This window comes from Dactylosporangium sp. NPDC006015 (assembly GCF_040614215.1).
Classification (GTDB): Bacteria; Actinomycetota; Actinomycetes; order Mycobacteriales; family Micromonosporaceae; genus Dactylosporangium; species Dactylosporangium maewongense.
This window is the reverse complement of the sequence record NZ_JBEXUD010000024.1, coordinates 142,424-165,171: the sequence shown is the minus strand read 5'-3', so window position 1 is coordinate 165,171 and position 22,748 is coordinate 142,424. Positions and strand designations below refer to the sequence as shown.

Genomic DNA, 22,748 nt, shown 5'->3' with positions numbered 1-22,748 from the left:
GCGAAGTCGGGGGACGGGTCCTGGTTGAGCACGCTCACGACGCTGTCGCTGCGGAACGGCACGCGCAGGCCGACCACCTCGGCGCCGCCGAGCGGCGAGTGCAGCAGCGCGATCGCGGCGTCCTCGTCGAGCCGGTCGGCGTCCAGGGCGCAGCGCAGGAGCAGCAGCAGCGGCGCGATCGCCGGCTGCAGGTGCAGCGGCAGGTCCTCGGCCTCGGTGACGGTCGGCACGCCCGCCGAGTGCAGGGCCCGCTGCAGCGGCGCGAGCTGCCGGGCGGTGGAGCGCACCACGACCGCCATCCGCGACCACGGCACGCCGCGCAGCAGGTGCGCCTCGCGGAGCCGGTGCGCCAGGAACGCCGCCTCCGTCGTCTCCGAGCCGAACGTCGCGGTCTCCACCGTCCCGCCGGGGCGGGACGCCTCCAGCAGCCGGTGCCGGGACGGGCCGCGCAGCCGCGACGCGACCCGCCGGGTCGGCGCGAGCAGCCCGTCGCCGAGCCGGCGCGAGCCGGGCAGGATCACCTGCGGCGCGGGCCGCCCGCCGGCGGTGCGGAACCGGTCGGGGAAGTCGGCGACGATCCCCGGGTCTGCGCCGCGGAACGCGAACGTCGAGGAGTCGGGGTCGGCGAACGCGACGAGGTGCGCGCCCGAGCCGGCGATCAGGTCGAGCAGCTCGATCTGGGCGGGGTCGGTGTCGGGCAGCTCGTCGAGGTAGACGCACTCGATCCTGCGCCGCTCGGCGGCGAGGAGGTCGGGCTGGTCGGCCAGCAGCCCCGCCGCGGCCCGCACCAGCTCCGCGTAGTCATAGGCGACGGCGCCCCGGCCGGCCGCGTCACGCAGGGCGAGGACCTGCAGATACTCCTCGAAGAACGCGGCCGCGGCGGCCCAGTCGGGGCGCTGGTGCACGACCGCGAGCCGGGCCAGCCCCTGCGGGCCGACGCCACGCTCGACGGCGCGCAGCAGCAGGTCGCGCAGCTCGGTCGCGAACGCGCGGGTGCCGAGCGCGCCGCGCAGCGCCTCGGGCCACGGCGCCCGCGAGTCCTGCAGCAGCTCGCGGATGACGAGGTCCTGCTCGGGGCCGGTGAGCAGCCGCGGCGACGGCTCGCCGCGCTCGACGGCGGCGCGGCGCAGCAGCCCGAACGCATAGCCGTGGAACGTGCGGACCATCGGCTCGGCGGTGGTCCGCAGGCCCGCCGCGCGGCCCAGCCGCGCCTCGATCGTGTCCCGCAGCCGCACCGCGCCGCGCCGGCCGAACGTCAGCACCAGGATCCTGTCGGGCTCGACCCCTTCGGCGACCCTCGCGGCGACGGCCTCGACGAGCGTGGTCGTCTTGCCGGTGCCGGGGCCGCCGACGACGAGCAGCGGCCCGGCCGTGTGCTCCACGACGAGCCGCTGCCACGGGTCGGCCTCGATCGCGACCGCCGCCGGAGCGGGGCGCCGCACCAAACGGAAGGCACGGCGGGGGGCAGCGGTCGCGGTCACGCCGCTATGCAATCACGACCGTCCGACAATTCCTCCGAGGAGGCTCGCCTCCAGCAGGTCGAGTGACTCCGGCACGTCCCGGGAGATCAGCAGCATCGTCATCGCCGACGGGCGGACGAACTCCTGGGCGGTGAGGCCGCGCAGCCACTCGAGCAGGCCGGCGTAGAAGCCGTCGGCGTCGAACAGCAGCACCGGCTTGCGGTGCAGGTCGAGCATGGCGGTCGTCCACACCTCGAACAGCTCGTCGAGGGTGCCGAGCCCGCCGGGCAGGACCACGAACGCGTCCGCCTTCTCGATCATCAGCGTCTTGCGCGACGCCATGCCGTCGGTGACGACGAGCTCGTCGGACTTCGTGTCGGCGACCTCCAGGTCCACGAGGGACTGGGGGATGACACCGTAGGTGCGGCCGCCGCCGTCGCGGGTGCCGTCGGCGACGGCACCCATCATGCCGACGCAGCCACCGCCGGAGACCAGCTCGTGACCGCGCCGGCCGATCTCGACGCCGAGCTGGTGGGCGAGGTCGAGCCAGCGCTGGTCGAGCCGCTGCGACGAGGCGCAGAACACACCGATCGCCGCCATCAGCCGCTCGCCTCCCGCGCGGTCCGGCGGGCGGACGCCACCTCGATCTCCTCGGATCCGGCGTCCACGATGTACTGGACGGCCTCGTCGACGTCGTCGGTCAGGTACAGCAGGCCCAGGTCCTCGGGGCCGATCTTGCCGTCGGCCTGCATGGTGTCGCGGAGCCAGTCGACCAGGCCCTGCCAGTAGCTGGTGCCCATCAGCACCACCGGGAAGCGGGTGACCTTCTTCGTCTGCACGAGCGTCACCGCCTCGAACAGCTCGTCGAGGGTGCCGAAGCCGCCGGGCAGCACGACGAACGCCTGCGCGTACTTGACGAACATGGTCTTGCGGGCGAAGAAGTAGCGGAAGTCGATGCCGAGGTCGACCCACTCGTTGAGGCCCTGCTCGAACGGCAGCTCGATGCCCAGGCCCACCGACAGCCCGCCGGCGTCCGCGGCGCCCTTGTTGGCCGCCTCCATGACGCCGGGGCCGCCGCCGGTGATGACCGCGTAGTTCGCCCGGGCGAGCGCCGCGCCGAGCTCCTCGCCGAGCCGGTATTCGGGGCTGTCGGGCTTGCTGCGGGCCGAACCGAAGACGCTCACGGACGGTGGCAGGTCGGCGAGGGTGTCGAAGCCCTCGACGAACTCGCTGAGGATCCGCAGCGCCCGCCACGCGTCCTTCGTCTTCCACTCGCCGCGCAGGTGCGAGTCGAGCAGCCGCTGGTCGGCGGTGCTCGGCGGAATCGAGTCGCGGCGCAGCGTCACCGGTCCGCGGTGCCGCTCGCGCGGCTGACTGGTCCTACCCTCGGTCATGGTCCCCACCGTACGTGGATGTCATGATGCAATGCAGCCATGGGGCGTCGGCGGGGACTGGTCGTCGCACTGGCGGTCGCGGTCACCGCCGGTGTCGGCGCGGTCTGGTACGGGTTGGGCACGGCGGCTGTGCCGGACGGCACGATCGCGGCCCAGCCGTCTCCCCCGGACTCACCGTCCCCTTCGCCGTCCCGTTCGCCATCGCCATCGCCGGAGCCTTCGCCGACGCCCTCGCCGGTGGTCACCGCGGTCCCGGCGAGCGGCACCGGGAAGTTCGACTACAGCGCCGTCGCGGGCGAGCCGACCGGCGGGGCCGGACGGCTGGTGCGGTACACGGTCGCCACCGAACAGGGTTCAGGGGTCGATCCGGAAGAGTTCGCGGTGGCGGTGCACGCGACGCTGGGAGATCCGAGAAGCTGGATCGCCGGTGGCCGGGTCTCCTTCCAGCGGGTGCCCGACGGGCAGCCGAGCGAGCTGACCGTGCACCTGGCGACCCCCGCCACGACCGACTCGATGTGCGCGAGGCGGGGCGTGCGCACCCGCGGCGAGGTCTCCTGCCGCGGCGGGCGCGACGTGATCATCAACCTGAAGCGGTGGCAGCTCGGCGTCCCCTGGTATCCGGTGCTCGGCGACTACCGGGACATGGTCGTCAACCACGAGGTCGGTCACTTCCTCGGCAACGGCCACGCGGTCTGCCCGCGCAAGGGCGCGCCGGCGCCGGTGATGGCGCGGCAGACGTTCGGTCTCGAGGGATGCGAGCGGAACCCGTGGCCGTACCCGGACGGCAGGACGTTTGTGACGGGACCGCCCGCACCGCGGTGATCAGGTCGTTCGTCGGCCATCGGTGAGAAATCAGGTGCAGAGGGCAACGTTCGCCGGTTTCATCGCGTCATTCCCGATATACCGGACGGCAAGGTGTAGGGGGTGACCGGCATGACTCGTGCGGAGCACGACCGTCGCAGGCGGCAGATGAACCGGCGGATCCGCGAGGTGCTCGCGGTGCGCCGCCTGCTGGCCGCCCTGGGCCCGCAGGTCGAACCCCCGGATCCCTCAACGCACGAGCGCTGAGGCCGGTTACGGCGTCCCGCGCGGCCTTATGCGCCTGCCGTCAGCCAGCGCCGCACCACGTCGGCGCCCTCGATGATCTTGTCGAGCTCGACGTGCTCGTCCTGCTTGTGGGCGAGGTTCGGGTCGCCGGGGCCGTAGTTGAGCGCCGGGACGCCGAGGGTCGCGAACCTGGCCACGTCGGTCCAGCCGAGCTTCGCCCGCGGCGGCTGCCCGATCGCGGCGAGGAACTCCCGGGCCGCCGGCGCGTCCAGGCCCGGCAGCGCACCCGGCGCCGAGTCGACGATCTCCAGCTCGAAGCCGGCGAGCACCTCCCGTACATGAGCGGCGGCCTGCTCCTCGGAGCGGTCGGGCGCGAACCGGAAGTTGACCTCGACCACGCACTCGTCGGGGATCACGTTGCCCGCGACGCCGCCGCCGATCCGGACCGCGTTCAGCCCCTCGCGGAACTCGCAGCCGTCGATGACGACCGTGCGCGGCTCGTACACCTGAAGGCTCCGCAGAATCGGCGCGGCCTTGTGGATCGCGTTGTCGCCGAGCCAGGAACGGGCCGAGTGCGCGCGCCGGCCGGTGGTGCGGGCGAGGACCCGCAGCGTGCCCTGGCAGCCCGCCTCGACGAGGCCGTGCGTCGGCTCCAGCAGCAGCGCGAACGACGCGTCGGTCAGCAACTCCGGCCGCTTGTCGGCGAGGATCTTCAGCCCGTTGCGCGCCGAGTCGACCTCCTCGCACTCGTAGAAGACGTAGGTGACGTCGTGGCGGGGCGCCTGCTCGGTGACCGCGAGGTGCAGCGCGATCGCCGTGCCCGACTTCATGTCCGACGTGCCGCAGCCGTGCATGAGGCCGCCCTCGGTGCGCGACGGCCAGTTGTCGTTGAGCGGGACCGTGTCGAGGTGCCCGGCGAGCACGACGCGCTCCGGCCGGCCCAGCTCGGTGCGCGCGACGATCGTGTGCCCGAAGCGCTCCACCTTCAGCCCCGTGCCGACGAGTGCGTGCTGGACCTGGTCGGCGATCTCCGCCTCGTCGCCGGACACCGACTCGATGTCGACGAGGGCTCGGGTCAGGGCCACCGGGTCTTCGAGCACGTCACGCGTCAGCATGCCCATACCCTAGATGCGGTAGCGTTCGGTCACGTGACGACCGCCTACATCGACTCCCCCGCCTGGGGACTTGGCCTGGCCACCGTGGCCTCCTCGGGTCAGGTCCTGGACGCCTGGTTCCCCACCGGTCACCTCGGCCTCGGCGCGCTTCCGGCCGAGGCGCCGGCGCTCGCCCCGACCGGCGCGGCGCCGCTGCCGTCGCTGTCCGTCGAGGTGGTCCGGGTCGAGATCGGCTCCCTGGGCGACGCACCGGCCTCCACCGCCGACGCCTACCTGCGGCTGCACCTGCTCTCGCACCGGCTCATCCAGCCGCACCAGGCCAACCTCGACGGGCAGTTCGGGCTGCTCGCCAACGTCGCGTGGACCTCCGCCGGCCCGTGCCTGCCCGACCAGGTCGACGAGCTGCGGCTGGCCGAGCGTCTCGCGGGGCGCCGGCTCAACGTCTTCGGCATCGACAAGTTCCCGCGCATGGTCGACTACGTCACGCCGTCCGGTGTCCGCATCGCCGACGCGGACCGGGTGCGCCTGGGCGCCCACCTGGCCCCCGGCACGACCGTCATGCACGAGGGCTTCGTCAACTTCAACGCCGGCACCCTGGGCACCTCGATGGTGGAGGGCCGCATCTCCGCGGGCGTCGTGGTCGGCGACGGCACCGACGTCGGCGGCGGCTCCTCGATCATGGGCACGCTCTCCGGTGGCGGCAAAGAGGTGATCCGGCTGGGCGAGCGCTGCCTGCTGGGCGCCAACGCGGGCATCGGCATCTCGCTCGGCGACGACTGCGTCGTCGAGGCGGGCTGCTACATCACCGCCGGCTCGAAGCTCACCCTGCCCGACGACCGGGTCGTGAAGGCGCGCGAGCTGTCCGGCATGTCCAACCTGCTGTTCATCCGCAACTCGGTCTCGGGCCGTCTCGAGGTCCGCGAGCGGGCGGGCCGCGGCATCGAGCTGAACGCCGCACTGCACGCCAACTGACTTCCCCATGATCCGGTAGAGAAATCGCCGCTCTGGCGACAACATCTCTACCGGATCATGGGATTCGGCCTTACTGCAGGCGCTTCACCGCTTCGGCGACGCGCTCGTCGGTCGCGGACAGGGCGGCCCGGACGTGCCGGCTGCCCTCCGGGCCGTAGAACGCGCCGGGCGCGGTCAGGATGCCGCGCTCCGCCAGCCAGGCCACCGTGTCCCAGGAGTCCTCGTCGCGGGTCAGCCACAGGTACAGGCCGGCCTCGGAGTGCTCGACGGTGAACCCCGCCGCGGTGAACGCCTCGCGCAGGGCCGCACGGCGGCCGGCATAGCGGTCGCGCTGCTCCTGGACGTGCGCCTCATCGCCGAGGGCCGCCACCATCGCCGCCTGGACCGGGGCGGGGACGATCATGCCGGCGTGCTTGCGGACGGCGAGCAGCTCGTCGACCAGGGCGGGGTCGCCGGCGACGAAGCCCGCGCGATACCCGGCCAGGTTGGAGCGCTTCGACAGCGAGTGCACCGCGAGGACGTTGTCGAAGCGACCGTCGCAGACCGACAGGATCGAGACCGGCTCGGCCTCCCACGGCAGCGGCAGGTAGCACTCGTCGCTGGCCACGACGGCGCCGCGCTCGCGGGCCCAGTCGACGACCTTGCGCAGGTGGGCGGCTGGCAGCACGCGACCGGTCGGGTTGGACGGCGAGTTGACCCACACGAGGCGGACCCGCGCCGGGCCGAGCGCCGTCAGCGAGTCGGACCGCACCACGGTCGCGCCGGTGAGCTGCACGCCGGCCTCATACGTCGGGTAGCAGACCGGCGGGATGACCACGGTGTCGCCGGGCCCGAGCCCGAGCAGCGTCGGCAGCCACGCGACCAGCTCCTTCGAGCCGATCGTCGGCAGCACGCCGAAGCCGTCGCCGGCCGGCGCACACCACTGGGTCACCCAGGCGCGGATCGCGGCCCGCAGCTGCGGGGTGCCGGCGGTCAGCGGATAGCCGGGCGAGTCCGACGCCGCCGCCAGGGCAGCACGGATCGCCGCGGGCACCGGATCGACGGGCGTGCCGATCGACAGGTCGATCAGCCCGTCGGGGTGCTCTGCGGCTCTGGCCTTCGCCGGCTCCAAGCGGTCCCACGGGAAGTCCGGAAGCCCGGCGGCGAGCGAGCGCCGGGCGGCGGGACTTCCCGTGTGCGAGACGATGCCGGTCAGTGGTCGTGCTCCTGCGGCGGCAGGCCGGCGACGAACGTCGCGTCCTTCTCGACCTTCCCGACCTTCGACGCGCCACCGGGCGAGCCCAGCTCGTCGAAGAACGAGTAGTTCGCGCCGACGAAGTCCTTCCACTTCTCCGGGACGTCGTCCTCGTAGAAGATCGCCTCGACCGGGCACACCGGCTCGCAGGCACCACAGTCGACGCACTCATCCGGGTGGATGTAGAGCATGCGGTTGCCCTCGTAGATGCAGTCGACAGGGCACTCCTCGATGCACGCCTTGTCGAGCAGGTCCACGCAAGGTTCGGCGATGATGTATGTCACGGGTCGCCCTCTTTCGCACCTGAGGCTGCCAACGTGGTTGGCGAACCCCGCCGCATCCCTACCGCGGCGGTACGAGCCTAGTATCCCGCCGTTCTGGAGGTGCAGCGTGCTCGGTCCACAGCATGTGGGAAGTCGGGTCGTCGTGCGCCGCATCGTGGGACAGCGCGGCGATCGACCCCTCTACTCGGACATTCTGGGCCGACTCGTCGAGATCACCGAGACGCATCTCACAGTGCGTGGGCGGACCGGCGCCGTCCGCGTTCCAATCGCTGAGATCCACAGGGCCAAGCCCGTGCCCGACCGGCGCCGCCTCACGCCCACCGAGTCCCTGGAGGTCGCCGCCGCGGCCGGCTGGCCCGCGGGCGAGCGCGACCAGCTCGGCGACTGGCTCCTGCGCGCCACCGACGGCTGGACCATGCGCGGCAACTCGGCCCTCCCGGTCGGCGACCCCGACCTGCCGCTGCCCGATGCCGTCGACGCGGTTTCGCGCTGGTACGAGCAGCGCGCCCTCCCGCCGGCGATGAGCGTCCCGCTGCCGCTCTTCCAGCGCATCGACGACGAGCTCGACCGCCGGGGCTGGACCCCGATGCCGCTGACGCTGCTCATGACCGCCCGCCTCGCCGACCTGCCGGCCGCCGCCGATCCGCAGGTGACGCTCGACGCCTCGCCGTCGGACGAGTGGCTGACCGCCGTCGCCGGCCGGAAGGGCCCGCTGCCCCCCTCCGCCCGCGGCGTCCTCACCGGCGTGGCGGCCGTCCGGTTCGCCTCGCTGCGCGACCCGGCCGGCGCCCTGCTGGCCACCGGCCGGGGCTGCGTCGCCGACCCCGACGGCCGCTGGCTGGGCCTGTCCCTGATCGGCACCGACGAACACGCCCGGCGCCAGGGCCTCGCCCGGCGCGTCCTCGGCACCCTGACCGCGTGGGCCATGGAAGCCGGCGCCACCGACGCCTACCTGCAGGTGGAGCAGCGCAACACGGGGGCGGTCGCCCTGTACGAGAAGCTCGGCTTCACCACGCACCACGTCTACCAGACACGGGTCCTGCCCACCGGCTGACTGGTCACGGCGTCCCAGATCGAGCCGTCGTCCTTCGATCTTGATCCAGGCAGCGAAGCCGGACGGCGGGCGGGCGAAGCTGCGCGAGTTACCGGGCACGCCGCCGCGCCGTCCCCACGACTGCCTCACAGCCGGCTGGCGACGGGCACCAGAGCCGTCGGCTTGCGGGCCGCCGGCCACATCGCCGGGCAGGGCGAGGGCGGGTCGGCTAGCGACGGACGATGCGGCGAGGCTTGGTGCCGGCGCGGTCGATGTACCGCTTCCACGACTGCGACCGGTAGTCCCAGCCGAGCGTCATCAGCGCGAGCACGCCCAGAACCGCGCCGATGGCGGAGAGGCCGACGAAGTAGAAGAACTGACGGAAGACGAGCCCGACGCCGTCGCCGAACGGGGTGGCACCCGACACGAACGGCCCGACCAGCACCGCGAGCACGCACGCGGACACCACGGCGATGCCCAGGTCGGCCACGAGGCGGAGCATGGGGTGTCGGCGCCCGTACCAGAACGCGACGGGGATCATCACGGCACCGACCGCGAAAAGCGCCCACAGGCCGATCGTGACCTGCTTGTCGTCGTCGTTGCCGGCGGCGAACCGCACGACCAGCCGCGCGACGACGTTGACGAGGAAGAGCCCCCCGGCGATGAGGCCGACCGGCAGCCAACGCTCCTTCATCACAAGCCTCCGCTGATGTTCGCTCCCCGTGCGCCGCCGAGGGTCACGGACGGTGCGGGAACGTGTCTACCTTTCCCACGCTCTGTGGCGCAAGAGGCGTTGCCTTCGAGTTCGCTGAGCCCGCGACCCGCTGCCGTAGCGCCGTGACGTAGATGCCGATCGCGAACGCCAGCGGCCCCGCGAACAGCGTCAGCAGCCCTACCCAGTTGTCGTTGGTGATGAGCAGGTCACCCTCGGTGGTGCGACCCGCCGCCAAGATCCAAACGACGCACCAGGCACCCGCCGGCAGCAGCGCCGCGAACCGCCGGCCCGTCGTCGTGAACGCGAACCACCCGAGCATCGGATTCGTCACCAGCGCCAGCACCAGCGCGAGCGGGATCCGCATGTTGCTCGTCCCGGTGCCGGACAGCCCGAGGTCGGACACCCGCAACGGCGCCAGGAACGCCTCGAACACCGCCAGCGCCACCGCCAGCAGCACCGCGACGACCAGCCCGCCGATCGTGATCACGATGTCGAGCGGCCCGCCGGCCACCTCGGGCTTCGGCGCCTCTTCGCCACCGGGCACGGCGAACCCACTGCCGGGCGCATAGGGCTCCACCCCGCCGCCCGGACCGTCCCCACCGACCTCGGGAGCACTGACATCGCCCGCCGCCGGACCCTTGTGGAGCACGGGTCGACCACCAACCGCCGTTTCGCCCGCGGTGGCGCCGGCCGGGCCGCCCTCGGCGGCACTGGCATCACCCGCTGCCGGACTCCTGCCGAGCACGGGTCCGCCACCGACCGCCGGACCGTCCCCGACCACCGGACCGTCCCCTGCCGGGCCGCTCCCGGCCGCCGCCGCAGCAGCGCTGTCGCTCGCCGGGCCGCTCCCCTTCGCCGGAGCGCTGTCGCCCGCCGGGCCGCTCCCGGCCGCGGCAGCGCTGGCGCCCGCCGCGGTGGCGTCGGCGCCCGCCGGCTTGGACAGGTCTGCCCGCGCGGCGCCGGACTGGCCGGCGCGCGGTGCGGTCACCGCCTTCCGCTTCGTCACGACGCCGCGGTCTCCAGCTGCGGGGCGGGCGCCTCGATGTCCAGGCCCGCGAACAGGTCCTCTTCCCAGCCGTGCGGCCCCACGCCGGGACCCTTCACGCCACGGGCGAGCTGGTAATACTCCACACCCATGAACTCGGCGCCGAAATTGCCAGCGATCGCGAACAGCCACGACGTCGGCGGGATCTGCGTCGCGTGTGCGCGCAGCGCGGCGGTCTTCTCCTCGGCGAACTCGTGCCCGTCGAGGCGGGCCGCGATCTCGTGGTCGGCGGTGCCGAAGGGCAGGTCCTCGGGCTTCTCCACGTCGGCGAACGGGTTGTCCGAAGAGTCGCGGAACTCCCGCATGCCGGCCTCCAGGACGCTGCGCGGGACCGCGGTCCAGTAGACCTTCGTGGGCGCGATGCCCTCGGCGTCGGCCAGCTCGACGGCCCGCATCAGCACCCGGTGCGCCTGGATGTGGTCAGGGTGGCCATAGAAGCCATTGGGGTCATAGGTGACGGCGACCTGCGGGCGGATCTCGCGGATCACCTCCAGCAGCTCGGTCGCGGCCGCGTCGAGGTCGGCGCCCCAGAACGCGCGGGGGTGATCGTTCTGCGGGGTTCCCATCATCCCGGAGTCGCGATAGCGCCCGGCGCCGCCGAGGAACCGGTGGTCGGTGACCCCGAGCCGGCGGCACGCCTCCTCCAGCTCCGCGATGCGATAGCCGCCGAGCTGGTCGGCCGCACCCGCGGCGAGCCCGGCGAGCTCGGGCCGGTGGATCTCGCCCTCCTCACCGAGCGTGCAGGTGATCAGGGTGACGTGCGCGCCGGCGGCCGCATAGTGGGCCATCGTCGCGCCGGTCCCCATCGACTCGTCGTCGGGGTGCGCATGGACGAAAAGGATGCTCCGAGCACTCACAGCGCCAACTCTACGACGTGCGTATGACACTTCCCCCGCGGCGCGGCGCCGGTGGAGCATGACAATCGGGCCGCTTCGGGTAAACATTCCGGGGTGGACTATCCGGAGTTGGCCGCGCGCACCCGACGCTTCTCCTATGGCGCTCCGCGCGCCGTGACGGTGACCTCGGACGGGGCGCGGGTGGTGTTCCTGCGCTCGTCAGGCCCCGAGGACAGCCGCGACGCCCTGTGGGTGTTCGATGTGGCTGACAGGGCGGAGCGGCTCCTCGCCGACCCCGCCGTCCTCCTGAGCGTCGAAGCCGACCTTCCGCCCGCGGAGCGGGCCCTGCGCGAGCGGCTGCGGCTGTCGGCGGGCGGCATCGGCTCGTACGCCATGGACAGCGCCGGCGTGATGGCCGTCTTCCCGCTCGGGGGGCGCCTCTTCCGGGTGGACCTGCTGACCGGGGACCTCACGGAGCTGCGCACGGCCGGGCCCGCCGTCGATCCGCGACCGGATCCGGCAGGGCAGCGGGTGGCGTACGTGACGGGCGGCGCACTCCGTGTGATCGAGCCCGACGGGACCGACGCGGTGCTGGCCGGCGAGGAGGGCGTGACCTGGGGCCTCGCGGAGTTCATCGGCGCGGAGGAGTTCCACCGCTTCCGGGGCTACTGGTGGTCGCCGGACGGCCGCAGCATCCTGACCGCCCGGGTCGACGAGTCGCGGGTGCCGCGCTGGCACCTGCATGACCCGTCGCAGCCGGACCAGCCGCCGACGACGGTGGCGTACCCGCACGCCGGCGCGACCAACGCGAAGGTCACCCTGCACGTGCTGGACCTGGACGGCGGCTGGGTGGACGTGCACTGGGACCGGGAGACGTACCCGTACCTGGTGGAGGCCTCGTGGACCGAGCAGGGCGGCCCGCTGCTCACGGTGCTGCGCCGCCTGCAGCAGCACGGCCTGGTGATCGCGGTCGACCCGCGGACCGGTGAGACGCAGGTGCACGCCGAGCTCGCCGACCCGCGCTGGGTCGAGCCGGTCCCCGGCACCCCGCAGCACCTGGCCGACGGCCGGGTCCTCGTCGGCGGCGAGCTCGCGCACGACGGCTACGACGCGCGCTGCCTGTTCGCCGACGGCAGCCTGCTGACGCCGGCCGACCTGTACGTGCGGCGCGTCGCCGGCCGTCTCGCCGGCGACCTCATCGTCGAGGCCAGCGAGGGCGAGCCGAGCGAGCAGCACGTGTTCTGCGTCCCCGTCTCGCACGCCGGAGCGCAGGCGCAGCGGCTCACCTCCGAGCCGGGCTGGCACGTCGCGCACGCGGCCGCCCGCACGGTGGTGATCGGGTCGCAGACGCTGGAGCACGCCGGCTGGCAGTACACCATCCGCCACGACGACGCAGAGATCGGCACCATCGCGTCGCTCGCCGCGACACCGCCCTTCGCCCCGAGGCCGGTGCTGGAGCGGGTCACCGACCGGAGGCTGCCCACCGCCGTGCTCTACCCGCGCGGGCACGTCGCCGGGCGGAAGCTGCCGGTCCTCGTGGCGATCTACGGCGGGCCGGGCCACCAGGAGGTCGTCGCGGCGCGGGCCCGCTGGCTGGAGAAGCAGTGGTGGGCCGACGCCGGGTTCGCCGTCGTCACGATCGACAACCGGGGCACCCCCGGGGTGTCGCCGACGTTCGAGAAGTCGATCCACCGGCGCTTCTCCGACGTCATCCTCACCGACCAGGCCGACGCCCTGCAGGCGCTCTCGGAGAAGCACCCCGACCTGGACCTGGACCGGGTCGCGATCCGCGGCTGGTCGTTCGGCGGCTGGCTGTCGGCGCTGGCGGTGCTGCGCCGCCCGGACGTCTACCACTGCGCGGTCGTCGGCGCACCGGTCACCGACTGGGCGCTGTACGACACCGCATACACGGAGCGTTACCTGGGGCTGCCCGCGGACGCGCCGGAGGTGTACAGCCACAACTCGCTGATCGAGCTGGCCGCCGAGCCGCCCGTGCGCCCGGAGGACGCCCGGCCGATGCTGCTCGTGCACGGCCTCGTCGACGACAACGTGGTCGCCGCGCACACGCTGCGCCTGTCGGCGGCGCTGCTCGCCGCGGGCCGGCCGCACTCGATGATCCCGCTGACCGGCGCGACGCACATGGCCGCGGGCGGGCTGGCGGAGAAGCTGCTGCGCATCGAGCTGGACTTCATCCGGCGATCCGTATCCTGACGTCGCCGCCGAGGCGGCCCTCCTTCGGTTCCCTGGTCACCGCGCCGCTCTGCAGCAGCGCGGTGACCACCTTGACGGCGTCGGCGGCGCGGTACACCGTCTCCGTGAGGGCGAACCGCTTCAGCTCGGTGACGGACCTGTCGCCCCCGCGCAGGTAGGTCAGGAGCTCGCGCCGCAGCGCGCCCGGGTTCGGGTCGAGGGTGATGTCCATGAGGTGACCCTCGGGGTCATTGGGGTCGCGGTACCGGACGCCGGCGTACTCGTCGAGGGCCCACATCTCGTTCTTGAACGCCTCGAGGCTCTTCGCCGACCGCGTGCCGAAGCCGATCGTCCGCTCCGCCTGCGGTCCGACCAGCGTCACCGCGGTGGTGAGCTCGAAGTCCCGCAACCGGTCCCGCGGCACATCTACGGTGATCACCTCGGCGGGCCTGGCGTCGGCGACGACCGCCGGGTCGATCCCCTCGATCATGGACAGCAGCGGGCCGGACCTCGCGCCGAGCGCCTTCAGCAGCACCGCCACGTCGCCGGACATGACGTGCACCGACAGCTCAGCCGGTGTCCGCAGCTCACGTTGTACGGCGCTGAGCCGCTGCTCCAGTCCCTTCGCCGCCGTGACGTACAGCAGTGTCAGCCGCTTTCTGGACAACCGGTCTCCGAACTCGGCGCACGCCCTCAGGGCCGCCTCCGCGATGTCACCGTCCAGCTCCGTCGCGGAGCCGTGCAGGAACGTCGCCCCGTGCGGCGAGTGCACTGCCCCCGGCACCCAGAGGTCGAGGTAGCGCACGAGCAATTCGCGGGTGACACCGGCGATCGACATGCTCTCTTTCTACGGCAGGCGTAGCGTTTCCGGCATGACCGCGCTTCTCGACAGCGACGAGGTGACCACCGCCCTCGCCCACCTCAACGGCTGGGCCGGCGACACATCCGGCATCGAACGCTCGGTGAAGGCCGGGACGTTCCTCGACGGCATCCGGCTGGTGGCCGAGGTGGCCCACGTGGCCGAGCAGGCCGACCACCACCCCGACATCGACATCCGTTGGCGGACGGTGACCTTCCGCCTGGTCACCCACAGCGAAGGCGGCGTGACCAGTAGGGACATCGCCCTCGCCGGCCAGATCAACGACCTGATCGGATAGGCGCTTTCGTTCCGGGCCCGAAAAATGTCGTAGCGGGTCGGTAGTGTCCAACCATGACCCACTTCGACGTGGCAAGTGCGGCGGTTGAGGCGGCCCTCGCGGCCGGGGCTCGGTATGCCGACGCGCGGGTGATGCACCGGCGGTCCGAGTCGATGAGCGCGCGCAACGGCGCGATCGAGGACCTGAGCCAGTCCGAGGACGCCGGCGTCGGCGTGCGGGCGCTGGTCGGGTCGAGCTGGGGGTTCTTCGCCCTGCCCGACCTGGGGCGCGACGCCGCGCGGCGGGCGGGTGAGCGGGCCACGGCGATCGCGCGGGCGTCGGCGTCGGTGCCCGGGCCGCCCGTGGACCTGGTGGAGATCGAGGCCCGCACCGACTCGTGGGCGAGCGCGTGCGAGGTCGACCCGCTGAGCGTGGCGCTGTCGACGAAGGGCGACCTGCTGACGGGCGCGACGGCGGAGGCGCACAAGGGCGGCGCCGACATCGCCGAGGGGCTGTATCAGATCTGGGACACGCGCAAGTGGTTCGTGTCGTCGCAGGGGCACCGCATCGACCAGCACATCCGCGAAGCGGGGGCGGGCATCTCCGCGACGGTGATCGGCGACGGGGAGACGCAGCGCAGGTCCTATCCGTCGTATCGCGGGCAGTATGGGACGAGGGGCTGGGAGCTGGTCGACGAGCTCGACCTGACGGCGCACGCCGCCCGGATCGCCGACGAGGCGCGGGCGCTGCTGTCCGCGCCGCAGTGCCCGGCCGGCGAGACGACCCTGATCCTGGGCAGCGAGCAGATGGCGTTGCAGATCCACGAGTCGGTGGGGCACGCGATCGAGCTGGACCGGATCCTGGGGTGGGAGGCGGCGTTCGCGGGGACGAGCTGGCTCGACCTGGCGCAGCTCGGCCGGCTGCGCTATGGCTCCGAGCTCATGAACATCACGATCGACCCGACGATCCCGGGTGCGCTCGGCTCGTTCGGCTATGACGACGAGGGGACGCCGGCGCAGCCGCGGCACGCGGTCCGCGACGGGATCTGGGTGGGCACCCTGGCCGGCCGGGAGTCGGCGGCGGTCGCGGGCCTGGACTATGCGGGCAGCGTGCGGGCCGACGGCTGGGCGCGGCTGCCGATGGTGCGCATGACGAATGTCGGGCTGACCCCCGGACCGCACACCCTCGAGGAGATGATCGCCGAGACCGCCGACGGCGTGCTGATGGACCTCAACCGGTCCTGGTCGATCGACGACAAGCGGCTCAACTTCCAGTTCGGCTGCGAGGTCGGCTGGGAGATCAAGGACGGCAAGCTCGGGCGGATGCTGCGCAACCCGACCTACACCGGCATCGGGCCGAAGTTCTGGGGCTCGATGGACATGCTGGGCTCGGAGACGACGGCGTGGGGCACGCCCAACTGTGGCAAGGGCCAGCCGGGCCAGATCGGGCACACGGGCCATCCGGCCTCGGCGGCCCGGTTCCAAAACGTGCGGGTGGGGGTCAGGGGATGAGCGGCCAGCGGAGCGGCCCGGGCCGCGAATCAGCATGGCAGGTTGGCTCAGGCCGACGCCGGAGCGCAGCGGAGGTGGCGGCATGAGCGAGACCGATCTCGCCGAGCGGATCCTGAAGCTGGTCGGCGACGGCATCGACGCCGAGGTGCTGGTGGGCCGGTCGGCGGTGGCGCTGACCAGGTTCGCCAATTCGTACATCCACCAGAACGTCGCCGACGAGACCACGGAGGTGCGGCTCAGGCTGCACGCCGACGGGCGGACCGCGACGGCGACCAGCACGGTCGTCAAGGGCATCGAGGGCATCGAGGACTTCGTCCAGCGCACGGTGGCCGGGATGCGGCTCGCGCCGGCCGACCCGACCTGGCCGGGCCTGGCCCCGCCGGCACCCGTCGCCTTCGGTGGCAACGTCGACGAGGCGACCGCGGCGGCGTCGCCGGACGACCGGGCGGCGAGGGTGCGGGCGTTCGTCGACGAGGCGGCCGGGCTGGAGGCGGCGGGGTATTGCCGCACGTCGTCGACCCGGGTCGTCTACGCCAACTCCGCCGGCCAGCACGTCACGGGCGGCAGGACGGGCGCGGCGATGGACGGCATCGCGCGGACCGCGACGTCGGACGGCCTGGCCCGGCTCGCGTCGGTGCGCCTCGCCGACCTCGACGGCGCGGTCCTGGGGGCCAGGGCGGCGGCGAAGGCCAGGGCCGGCGTCGACCCCGTGGAGCTGCCGCCGGGGCGGTATGAGGTGGTGCTGGAGCCGACGGCCGTCGCCGACGTGCTGCAGTTCCTCGCGATGTATGGCTTCAACGCCAAGATGGTGCAGGACCGCCAGTCGTTCCTGGAGCTGGGCGCGGCCCAGTTCGACCCCGCGGTGACGCTGGTCGAGGACGCGACGGCGGCCGACTCGACGGTGCTGCCGTTCGACGTGGAGGGCACCCCGCGGCAGCGGGTCGTCCTGGTCGACGCGGGCGTGTCGACCGCCCTCGTGCACGACCGGCGCACGGCCGCGAAGGCGGGCGCGACCTCGACGGGCCACGCGATCCCGGGCGGCGCCAGCTTCGGCGCGGTGCCTTCGAGCCTGCGGCTGCTCGCGCACGACGGACCCGCACCGGTCGAGGTCGACGGCCCGGCCGCCGACTCGGGCGTGGCGGGCCTGGTCGCCGGCGTGGAGCGCGGCCTCCTGGTGACCGACAACCACTACACCCGCGTCCTGGACCCGCGCACCCTGGTCGTCACCGGCCTGACGCGCAACGGCGTCTGGCTCATCGAGGACGGCGTGGTGACCACCCCGGTGCGCAACTTCCGCTTCACCCAGTCCTACCCGCAGGCCCTGGCCCCCGGCGCCGTGCTGGGCGTCGGCCCACGCGCCGTCGAGCTGCCGGGCGCCTGGTCGGAGTCGGGCGCGTCCGCCCCGGCGCTGCGCCTCGCTTCGTGGAACTACACCGGCGGCGCCTCTGGCTGACGCCCTCAGACCTCGCGCCCCTCGCACCCCCGACTCCGCAACGCCGCCCGGACGCACCGCCGCCGAACGCACCGCCGCTGGGCGTATGGCTGGGGACGGCATGCCCTCGAAGCGGCGGAGGCCGGAGGGGCGCTGCGTGCCCTCGACGCGCCGCAGCGCCAGGCAGACCGGCGTCGATCGGTCCCGTGCGGAGCCGGGAAGTTCCCCACGCCACCGAGCCGCCACCGAGCCTCAGCGCGGAACCGCCGGCAACCACGTCCGCAGGGCGCATCCGGGGAACGGCGTGTCTCGAAGCGGCGCCGGGCGGGCGCCGCACGCCCTCGACGCGCCGCAGCGCCAGGCAGACCGGCGTCGATCAGACTCGTACGGAATCGGAAAGATCCTCACGCCACCAAGCCTCAGCGCGGAACCGCCGGCAACCACGTCCGCAGAGCTCATCTCGGGAACGGCATGTCTCGAAGCGGCGGGCCAGGCGGGCGGGCGCCGCACGCCCCCGACCCATCGCGACGCCTCTGCAGGCCAGTCTCGATCGAACCCATGCGGAGTCGGGAAGTTCCTCGCGCCGCCGAGCCTCAGCGCGGAACCGCCAGCAATCACGTCCTCAGAGCTCATCCCGGGAGCGGCATGTCTCGAAGCGGCGGGCCAGGCGGGCGGGCGCCGCACGCCCCCGACCCACCGCGACGCCTCTGCAGGCCAGTCTCGATCGAACCCATGCGGAGTCGGGAAGTTCCTCGCGCCACCAAGCCTCAGCGCGGAACTGCCCGCAACCACGTCCGGGATGAACGCCCCGTGTGGCTCCGACGTGGACGCGGCCTGTCCGACTTGCCGGTGGCCAGCGGGCGGGCCGCAGAGTCAGGATGGGCCGCGCGCCGCCGAGCCCAGCGACGAACCGCTGGCAGGCACGTCCACAGTGAACGCCAGTGCAAATCCGGCATGAACCGCCCGACCCTCCCGGCAGCCTGCAGACGAGCCGCGGAGTCAGAACCGACGACCACGTCCGCAGGTGAACGGCCCGTGCGGCTCCGATGTGGACGCGGCCTGTCTGACGTGCCAGTGAGAACGGAGAGGACGGGTCCGGTCAGTGCCGTGACTCGGGGCGGCGCGTTGCTGGTGGGTGGCGCGGCGGGGTGATCTTGGTGGGCGGGTGGGCCCGGTGTGGAAAATGCCACTGCTGGCGGCGGGGTGCGGGTGGGCGGTGCCGGCGGCTCGGGAGGGGTGGAAGACAGGGGGCGGTTCGGTGGGTGTCTGGATGAGGGCGGTCAGGAACACGGCGGCGGTGGGCGGGGCGGCGGCGCAGCGGCCGGTTCAGTGAGGGCGGCCACTTGATTGGGCCTTGAGCTGGGACGATGCGACTGCGGAGGGGTGGGGCCGGGCGGGCGGGGCGTTGCTGCGGCGGGTTGGGGTGCGCAGGGGTGAAGGGCGGGTGAAAGGTGGCGGGCGGGGACACGTAAGTGGCGGGGTGCGGGCTGGAAAATCGGTGGTTAGGCCTGTGGGTGAGGGCGATCACTAGGCCGGATGCGTTCCGGCGTAACGTGTGCACCGACCACAGATCGGTACATCGGCCCGTCCAGGGAGCAACCACCATGACGACCACGCCGGCCAGGCTTCGGTCAGCCTCGGGCGCGGGGCCCCGCGCAGCGATCAGCGAGAAAACGTTGCGGACGGACAGGTGGTGGCTGCAGCCGCTGCTGGTGTTCCTCGGTCTCGGGGCCTTCGTGGTCTACGGCCTGGTCCGCGCCATCATGAACGACTACTACTGGGCGGGTGCCGAGCACTACCTCGCGCCGTTCTATTCGCCCTGCCTGACGCAGAGCTGCGTGGAAGGGTCGAGCCACTTCCTCGGCCAGCCGATCCCGCAGCTGCCGTCGTGGATGTCGCCGGCGATGATCATTCTGGTGCTGCCCGGCGGGTTCCGGCTGACCTGCTACTACTACCGCAAGGCGTACTACCGCTCGTTCTGGCTGTCGCCGCCGGCGTGCGCGGTCCCGGACGGTCACAAGACCTACTCCGGTGAGACCCGCTTCCCGCTGATCTTCCAGAACATCCACCGGTACTTCTTCTACGCCGCGATCCTGGTCGGCTCGGTCCTGACGTACGACGCGGTCATCGCCTGGCACGGCAAGGACGGCGGCGTCGGCATGGGGCTCGGCACGCTGATCCTGGCGGTCAACGCGGTGCTGATCTGGGCGTACACGCTGGGCTGCCACTCGTGCCGGAACATCATCGGCGGGCGGCTCAAGCACTTCTCGAAGCACCCGGTGCGGTACCGCGCCTGGGGGCTCGTCTCGAAGCTGAACGCCAAGCACCAGCAGTACGCGTGGGCATCGCTGTTCTCGGTGATCATCGCCGACGCCTACGTGATGGCGGTCTCGGCCGAATGGATCACCGACTTCCGGTTCTTCAACTGAGGACACAACCCATGACGAACATCGAGCGACACACGTACGACGTCGTGGTCATCGGCGCCGGCGGCGCCGGGCTGCGGGCGGCGATCGAGGCTCGGCTCGCCGGCAAGAAGACCGCCATCATCTCCAAGTCGCTGTTCGGCAAGGCGCACACCGTCATGGCCGAGGGCGGCGCGGCCGCGGCGATGGGCAACGTCAACTCGCGGGACAACTGGCAGGTCCACTTCCGCGACACGATGCGCGGCGGGAAGTTCCTCAACAACTTCCGGATGGCGGAACTGCACGCCAAGGAGGCCCCGGACCGGATCTGGGAGCTGGAGACCTACGGCGCGCTGTTCGACCGCACCAAGGACGGCAAGATCAGCCAGCGGAACTTCGGCGGCCACGAGTACCCGCGGCTGGCGCACGTCGGTGACCGGACGGGCCTGGAGCTGATCCGCACGCTGCAGCAGAAGATCGTGTCGCTGCAGCAGGAGGACTTCGCCGAGCACGGCGACTACGAGGCCCGGATCCGGGTCTTCCAGGAGTGCACGATCACGGAGCTGTTCGTCGAGGACGGCGCGGTGTCCGGCGCGTTCGGCTACTACCGCGAGTCGGGCGAGTTCGTGCTGTTCGAGAGCTCGGCGATCGTGCTCGCGACGGGCGGCGTCGGCAAGTCGTACAAGGTGACCTCCAACTCCTGGGAGTACACCGGCGACGGGCACGCGCTGGCGCTGCGTACCGGCGCGACGCTGATCAACATGGAGTTCCTGCAGTTCCATCCGACCGGCATGGTCTGGCCGCCGTCGGTCAAGGGCATCCTGGTGACCGAGTCGGTGCGTGGCGACGGTGGCGTGCTGCGCAACACCGAGGGCAAGCGGTTCATGTTCGAGTACGTGCCGGACGTGTTCCGCAAGCAGTACGCGGACACCGAGGAGGAGGCCGACCGCTGGTACTCCGACCCGGACAACAACCGGCGCCCCCCGGAGCTGCTGCCCCGTGACGAGGTCGCCCGGGCGATCAACAGCGAGGTCAAGGCGGGCCGCGGCACGAAGGCGGGCGGCGTGCTGCTCGACATCGCCAGCCGGCTGCCGGCCGAGCAGGTCCGCAAGCGGCTGCCGTCGATGTACCACCAGTTCAAGGAGCTGGCGGACGTCGACATCACGAAGCAGCCGATGGAGGTCGGCCCGACCTGCCACTACGTGATGGGTGGCATCGAGGTCGACGCGGACACGACCGCCGCCGCGGTGGCCGGGCTGTTCGCCGCCGGCGAGGTGTCCGGCGGCATGCACGGCTCCAACCGGCTCGGCGGCAACTCGCTGTCGGACCTGCTGGTGTTCGGCAAGCGGGCCGGTGAGCACGCGGCCGCGCACGCCGAGCGGATCGGCCGGCGCAAGCCGTCCGCCGCCGCGGTCGACGCGGCCGTCGAGACGGCCCTGGCGCCGCTCGCGCGGGCAGACGCCGGGGAGAACCCGTACACGCTGCACCACGACCTGCAGGAGATCATGGGCGTCCTCGTCGGCATCATCCGGCGCGACGGCGAGCTGCGGGAGTCGATCACCCGGTTGGCGGAGCTCAAGGAGCGCGTCAAGAAGGTCGGGGTGAGCGGCGGCCGCCGGTACAACCCGGGCTGGCACCTGGCGCTGGACCTCCGCAACATGCTCATCGTGTCGGAGTGCACCGCGAAGGCGGCGCTGGAGCGCACCGAGTCGCGCGGCGGGCACACCCGCGAGGACTTCCCGAAGATGGACCCGAAGTGGCGCCAGGTGAACCTGGTCTGCTCGCTCGACGGCGAGGACGTCCGGCTGGAGCACAAGCCGCTGCCGGTCATGCGCCCTGAGCTGCAGGGCCTGTTCGACCGGAGCGAGCTCGCCAAGTACATGACCGACGAGGAGCTGTGATGGGCACCAAACGCCACTTCCGCGTCTGGCGCGGCGACGACACCGGCGGCTCGCTGGAGGACTTCCAGGTCGAGGTCAACGAGGGTGAGGTCGTGCTCGACGTCATCCACCGGCTGCAGGCCACCCAGACGCCCGACCTGGCCGTGCGGTGGAACTGCAAGGCCGGCAAGTGCGGCTCCTGCTCGATGGAGATCAACGGCAAGCCGCGGCTGGGCTGCATGACGCGGATGTCGACGTTCGACGACACCGAGACGGTCACGGTGACGCCGCTGCGGACGTTCCCGGTGATCCGCGACCTCGTCACCAACGTCAACTTCAACTACCAGAAGGCCCGCGAGCTGCCCGCGTTCGCCCCGCCGGCCGGCGTCGAGCCCGGCGAGTACCGGATGCAGCAGGTCGACGTGGAGCGCTCGCAGGAGTTCCGCAAGTGCATCGAGTGCTTCCTGTGCCAGAACGTGTGTCACGTCATCCGTGACCACGAGGAGAACAAGCCCGCGTTCTCCGGGCCGCGCTTCTTCATCCGGGCCGCCGAGCTGGACATGCACCCGCTCGACGCCCGCGACGACCGCAAGGAGATGGCGCAGGCCGAGCAGGGTCTGGGCTACTGCAACATCACCAAGTGCTGCACCGAAGTCTGCCCCGAGCACATCAAAATCACTGACAATGCGATCATCCCGATGAAGGAACGTGTTGTCGATCGGAGGTACGACCCGGTGACCTGGCTCGGACGCAAGATCTTCCGTCGTGACCAGCTGGACGAGCCCGTGCCGGCGCGCGCCACGACGACCACCGCGAAGGGGGACCTGCCGGTGTCCGACACCAGCAGCAACTGGCACCAGGAGGGTCCCGTGGCGCAGGAGGCGCCGGTCGGCGCCGACGGCAAGCTCGTGGTCGCGGAGCTCACCCTGGACCGGGCGGCGGCCGGCTCGCCGTTCGGCGACGACCAGGTGTTCCCGCTGCCGCCGGAGCAGCTGCGCTACCAGCACCCGTCGCCGCCCTCCGGCGACGGCCACTAGATCCGCTTGTCAGAAGGCGCCC

21 protein-coding genes are annotated in these 22,748 nt (G+C 72.3%); 11 read left to right on the top strand and 10 right to left on the bottom strand.

What is annotated here, in order from left to right; genetic code table 11:
- From ABZ321_RS34815 to ABZ321_RS34805, 3 genes are all read right to left on the bottom strand, one after another.
- The coding region (locus ABZ321_RS34815; RefSeq protein ID WP_354899253.1) for an ATP-dependent helicase at positions 1–1,442 on the bottom strand (1,442 nt) is incomplete at its 3' end.
- 51 nt (positions 1,443–1,493) lie between these two features.
- A complete protein-coding gene (locus ABZ321_RS34810) occupies positions 1,494–2,060 on the bottom strand; it encodes a TIGR00730 family Rossman fold protein (RefSeq protein WP_354899250.1) in 567 nt (188 codons plus the stop codon).
- Positions 2,060–2,854 (bottom strand): TIGR00730 family Rossman fold protein, encoded by a 795-nt coding sequence (locus tag ABZ321_RS34805; RefSeq protein WP_344503735.1) that lies wholly within the window; start codon positions 2,852–2,854, stop codon positions 2,060–2,062. Before ABZ321_RS34805 ends, ABZ321_RS34810 begins: the two co-directional genes overlap by 1 nt.
- Before the next feature lie 39 nt (positions 2,855–2,893).
- Between ABZ321_RS34805 and ABZ321_RS34800 the strand changes: the two genes are divergently transcribed.
- Entirely contained in the window at positions 2,894–3,676 is a 783-nt protein-coding gene (locus ABZ321_RS34800) for a DUF3152 domain-containing protein (RefSeq protein ID WP_354899247.1), read from the top strand.
- Positions 3,677–3,787: 111 nt separating this feature from the next.
- Positions 3,788–3,922, top strand: coding sequence for a hypothetical protein (locus ABZ321_RS34795; RefSeq protein WP_344503737.1), 135 nt, complete (start codon positions 3,788–3,790; stop codon positions 3,920–3,922).
- A 26-nt stretch (positions 3,923–3,948) separates the two neighbouring features.
- Here the strand turns inward: ABZ321_RS34795 and dapE are convergent, their stop codons facing one another.
- The gene (dapE, locus tag ABZ321_RS34790) at positions 3,949–5,016 is read right to left on the bottom strand and encodes a succinyl-diaminopimelate desuccinylase (RefSeq protein ID WP_354899244.1); all 1,068 of its coding nucleotides are present in this window, start codon (positions 5,014–5,016) and stop codon (positions 3,949–3,951) included.
- A gap of 33 nt (positions 5,017–5,049) precedes the next feature.
- On the opposite strand from dapE, the gene dapD reads away from it, so the two are divergent.
- Positions 5,050–5,988: a 2,3,4,5-tetrahydropyridine-2,6-dicarboxylate N-succinyltransferase gene (gene dapD / locus ABZ321_RS34785; protein WP_354899241.1), complete on the top strand. Its 939-nt coding sequence runs from the start codon at positions 5,050–5,052 to the stop codon at positions 5,986–5,988.
- A 70-nt stretch (positions 5,989–6,058) separates the two neighbouring features.
- Here the strand turns inward: dapD and dapC are convergent, their stop codons facing one another.
- Positions 6,059–7,174 (bottom strand): succinyldiaminopimelate transaminase, encoded by a 1,116-nt coding sequence (gene dapC / locus ABZ321_RS34780; protein ID WP_354899262.1) that lies wholly within the window; start codon positions 7,172–7,174, stop codon positions 6,059–6,061.
- A gap of 5 nt (positions 7,175–7,179) precedes the next feature.
- A complete protein-coding gene (gene fdxA, locus ABZ321_RS34775) occupies positions 7,180–7,506 on the bottom strand; it encodes a ferredoxin (protein WP_344503740.1) in 327 nt (108 codons plus the stop codon).
- 106 nt (positions 7,507–7,612) lie between these two features.
- Between fdxA and ABZ321_RS34770 the strand changes: the two genes are divergently transcribed.
- Positions 7,613–8,560 (top strand): GNAT family N-acetyltransferase, encoded by a 948-nt coding sequence (locus tag ABZ321_RS34770; protein WP_344503741.1) that lies wholly within the window; start codon positions 7,613–7,615, stop codon positions 8,558–8,560.
- 208 nt (positions 8,561–8,768) lie between these two features.
- Here the strand turns inward: ABZ321_RS34770 and ABZ321_RS34765 are convergent, their stop codons facing one another.
- Genes ABZ321_RS34765 through mshB form a run of 3 tightly spaced genes read right to left on the bottom strand, consistent with a single transcriptional unit; the run spans position 8,769 to position 11,156 of the window.
- A complete protein-coding gene (locus ABZ321_RS34765; protein ID WP_344503742.1) occupies positions 8,769–9,233 on the bottom strand; it encodes a hypothetical protein in 465 nt (154 codons plus the stop codon).
- A gap of 43 nt (positions 9,234–9,276) precedes the next feature.
- Positions 9,277–10,260, bottom strand: coding sequence for a hypothetical protein (locus ABZ321_RS34760; protein WP_354899236.1), 984 nt, complete (start codon positions 10,258–10,260; stop codon positions 9,277–9,279).
- Complete coding sequence (gene mshB, locus ABZ321_RS34755) at positions 10,257–11,156, bottom strand: N-acetyl-1-D-myo-inositol-2-amino-2-deoxy-alpha-D-glucopyranoside deacetylase (RefSeq protein ID WP_344503744.1); 900 nt, start codon at positions 11,154–11,156, stop codon at positions 10,257–10,259. Before mshB ends, ABZ321_RS34760 begins: the two co-directional genes overlap by 4 nt.
- Positions 11,157–11,249: 93 nt before the next feature.
- On the opposite strand from mshB, the gene ABZ321_RS34750 reads away from it, so the two are divergent.
- Positions 11,250–13,346, top strand: coding sequence for a prolyl oligopeptidase family serine peptidase (locus ABZ321_RS34750; protein ID WP_354899233.1), 2,097 nt, complete (start codon positions 11,250–11,252; stop codon positions 13,344–13,346).
- On the opposite strand, the gene ABZ321_RS34745 is transcribed toward ABZ321_RS34750, so the two are convergent.
- Positions 13,324–14,163, bottom strand: a complete 840-nt coding sequence (locus ABZ321_RS34745) for a hypothetical protein (RefSeq protein WP_344503746.1) — start codon at positions 14,161–14,163, stop codon at positions 13,324–13,326. The genes ABZ321_RS34750 and ABZ321_RS34745 overlap by 23 nt on opposite strands.
- Before the next feature lie 34 nt (positions 14,164–14,197).
- On the opposite strand from ABZ321_RS34745, the gene ABZ321_RS34740 reads away from it, so the two are divergent.
- From ABZ321_RS34740 to ABZ321_RS34715, 6 genes are all read left to right on the top strand, one after another.
- Positions 14,198–14,482, top strand: coding sequence for a 4a-hydroxytetrahydrobiopterin dehydratase (locus tag ABZ321_RS34740; protein WP_344503747.1), 285 nt, complete (start codon positions 14,198–14,200; stop codon positions 14,480–14,482).
- Between the two features lie 53 nt (positions 14,483–14,535).
- Positions 14,536–15,972 carry a TldD/PmbA family protein gene (locus tag ABZ321_RS34735; protein ID WP_354899229.1) on the top strand — a complete coding sequence of 479 codons (1,437 nt, stop codon included), beginning with the start codon at positions 14,536–14,538 and terminating at the stop codon, positions 15,970–15,972.
- A gap of 82 nt (positions 15,973–16,054) precedes the next feature.
- Positions 16,055–17,425 carry a metallopeptidase TldD-related protein gene (locus ABZ321_RS34730; protein ID WP_344503749.1) on the top strand — a complete coding sequence of 457 codons (1,371 nt, stop codon included), beginning with the start codon at positions 16,055–16,057 and terminating at the stop codon, positions 17,423–17,425.
- Between the two features lie 1,583 nt (positions 17,426–19,008).
- Positions 19,009–19,833 carry a hypothetical protein gene (locus ABZ321_RS34725; protein ID WP_344503750.1) on the top strand — a complete coding sequence of 275 codons (825 nt, stop codon included), beginning with the start codon at positions 19,009–19,011 and terminating at the stop codon, positions 19,831–19,833.
- A gap of 11 nt (positions 19,834–19,844) precedes the next feature.
- Entirely contained in the window at positions 19,845–21,710 is a 1,866-nt protein-coding gene (locus tag ABZ321_RS34720; RefSeq protein ID WP_344503751.1) for a fumarate reductase/succinate dehydrogenase flavoprotein subunit, read from the top strand.
- Positions 21,710–22,726 (top strand): succinate dehydrogenase/fumarate reductase iron-sulfur subunit, encoded by a 1,017-nt coding sequence (locus ABZ321_RS34715; RefSeq protein WP_344503752.1) that lies wholly within the window; start codon positions 21,710–21,712, stop codon positions 22,724–22,726. Before ABZ321_RS34720 ends, ABZ321_RS34715 begins: the two co-directional genes overlap by 1 nt.
- Positions 22,727–22,748 lie beyond the last annotated feature (22 nt).

What these genes read in the sequence shown, in the direction of transcription:
- ABZ321_RS34765 (WP_344503742.1), bottom strand. Translation starts at nt 9,233, where the DNA reads ATGAAGGAGCGTTGGCTGCCGGTCGGCCTCATCGCCGGGGGGCTCTTC.
- ABZ321_RS34735 (WP_354899229.1), top strand. Translation starts at nt 14,536, where the DNA reads ATGACCCACTTCGACGTGGCAAGTGCGGCGGTTGAGGCGGCCCTCGCG.
- ABZ321_RS34805 (WP_344503735.1), bottom strand. Translation starts at nt 2,854, where the DNA reads ATGACCGAGGGTAGGACCAGTCAGCCGCGCGAGCGGCACCGCGGACCG.
- dapE (WP_354899244.1), bottom strand. Translation starts at nt 5,016, where the DNA reads ATGCTGACGCGTGACGTGCTCGAAGACCCGGTGGCCCTGACCCGAGCC.
- ABZ321_RS34720 (WP_344503751.1), top strand. Translation starts at nt 19,845, where the DNA reads ATGACGAACATCGAGCGACACACGTACGACGTCGTGGTCATCGGCGCC.
- ABZ321_RS34810 (WP_354899250.1), bottom strand. Translation starts at nt 2,060, where the DNA reads ATGGCGGCGATCGGTGTGTTCTGCGCCTCGTCGCAGCGGCTCGACCAG.
- ABZ321_RS34740 (WP_344503747.1), top strand. Translation starts at nt 14,198, where the DNA reads ATGACCGCGCTTCTCGACAGCGACGAGGTGACCACCGCCCTCGCCCAC.
- ABZ321_RS34745 (WP_344503746.1), bottom strand. Translation starts at nt 14,163, where the DNA reads ATGTCGATCGCCGGTGTCACCCGCGAATTGCTCGTGCGCTACCTCGAC.
- ABZ321_RS34730 (WP_344503749.1), top strand. Translation starts at nt 16,055, where the DNA reads ATGAGCGAGACCGATCTCGCCGAGCGGATCCTGAAGCTGGTCGGCGAC.
- ABZ321_RS34725 (WP_344503750.1), top strand. Translation starts at nt 19,009, where the DNA reads ATGACGACCACGCCGGCCAGGCTTCGGTCAGCCTCGGGCGCGGGGCCC.
- ABZ321_RS34800 (WP_354899247.1), top strand. Translation starts at nt 2,894, where the DNA reads ATGGGGCGTCGGCGGGGACTGGTCGTCGCACTGGCGGTCGCGGTCACC.
- ABZ321_RS34715 (WP_344503752.1), top strand. Translation starts at nt 21,710, where the DNA reads ATGGGCACCAAACGCCACTTCCGCGTCTGGCGCGGCGACGACACCGGC.
- ABZ321_RS34795 (WP_344503737.1), top strand. Translation starts at nt 3,788, where the DNA reads ATGACTCGTGCGGAGCACGACCGTCGCAGGCGGCAGATGAACCGGCGG.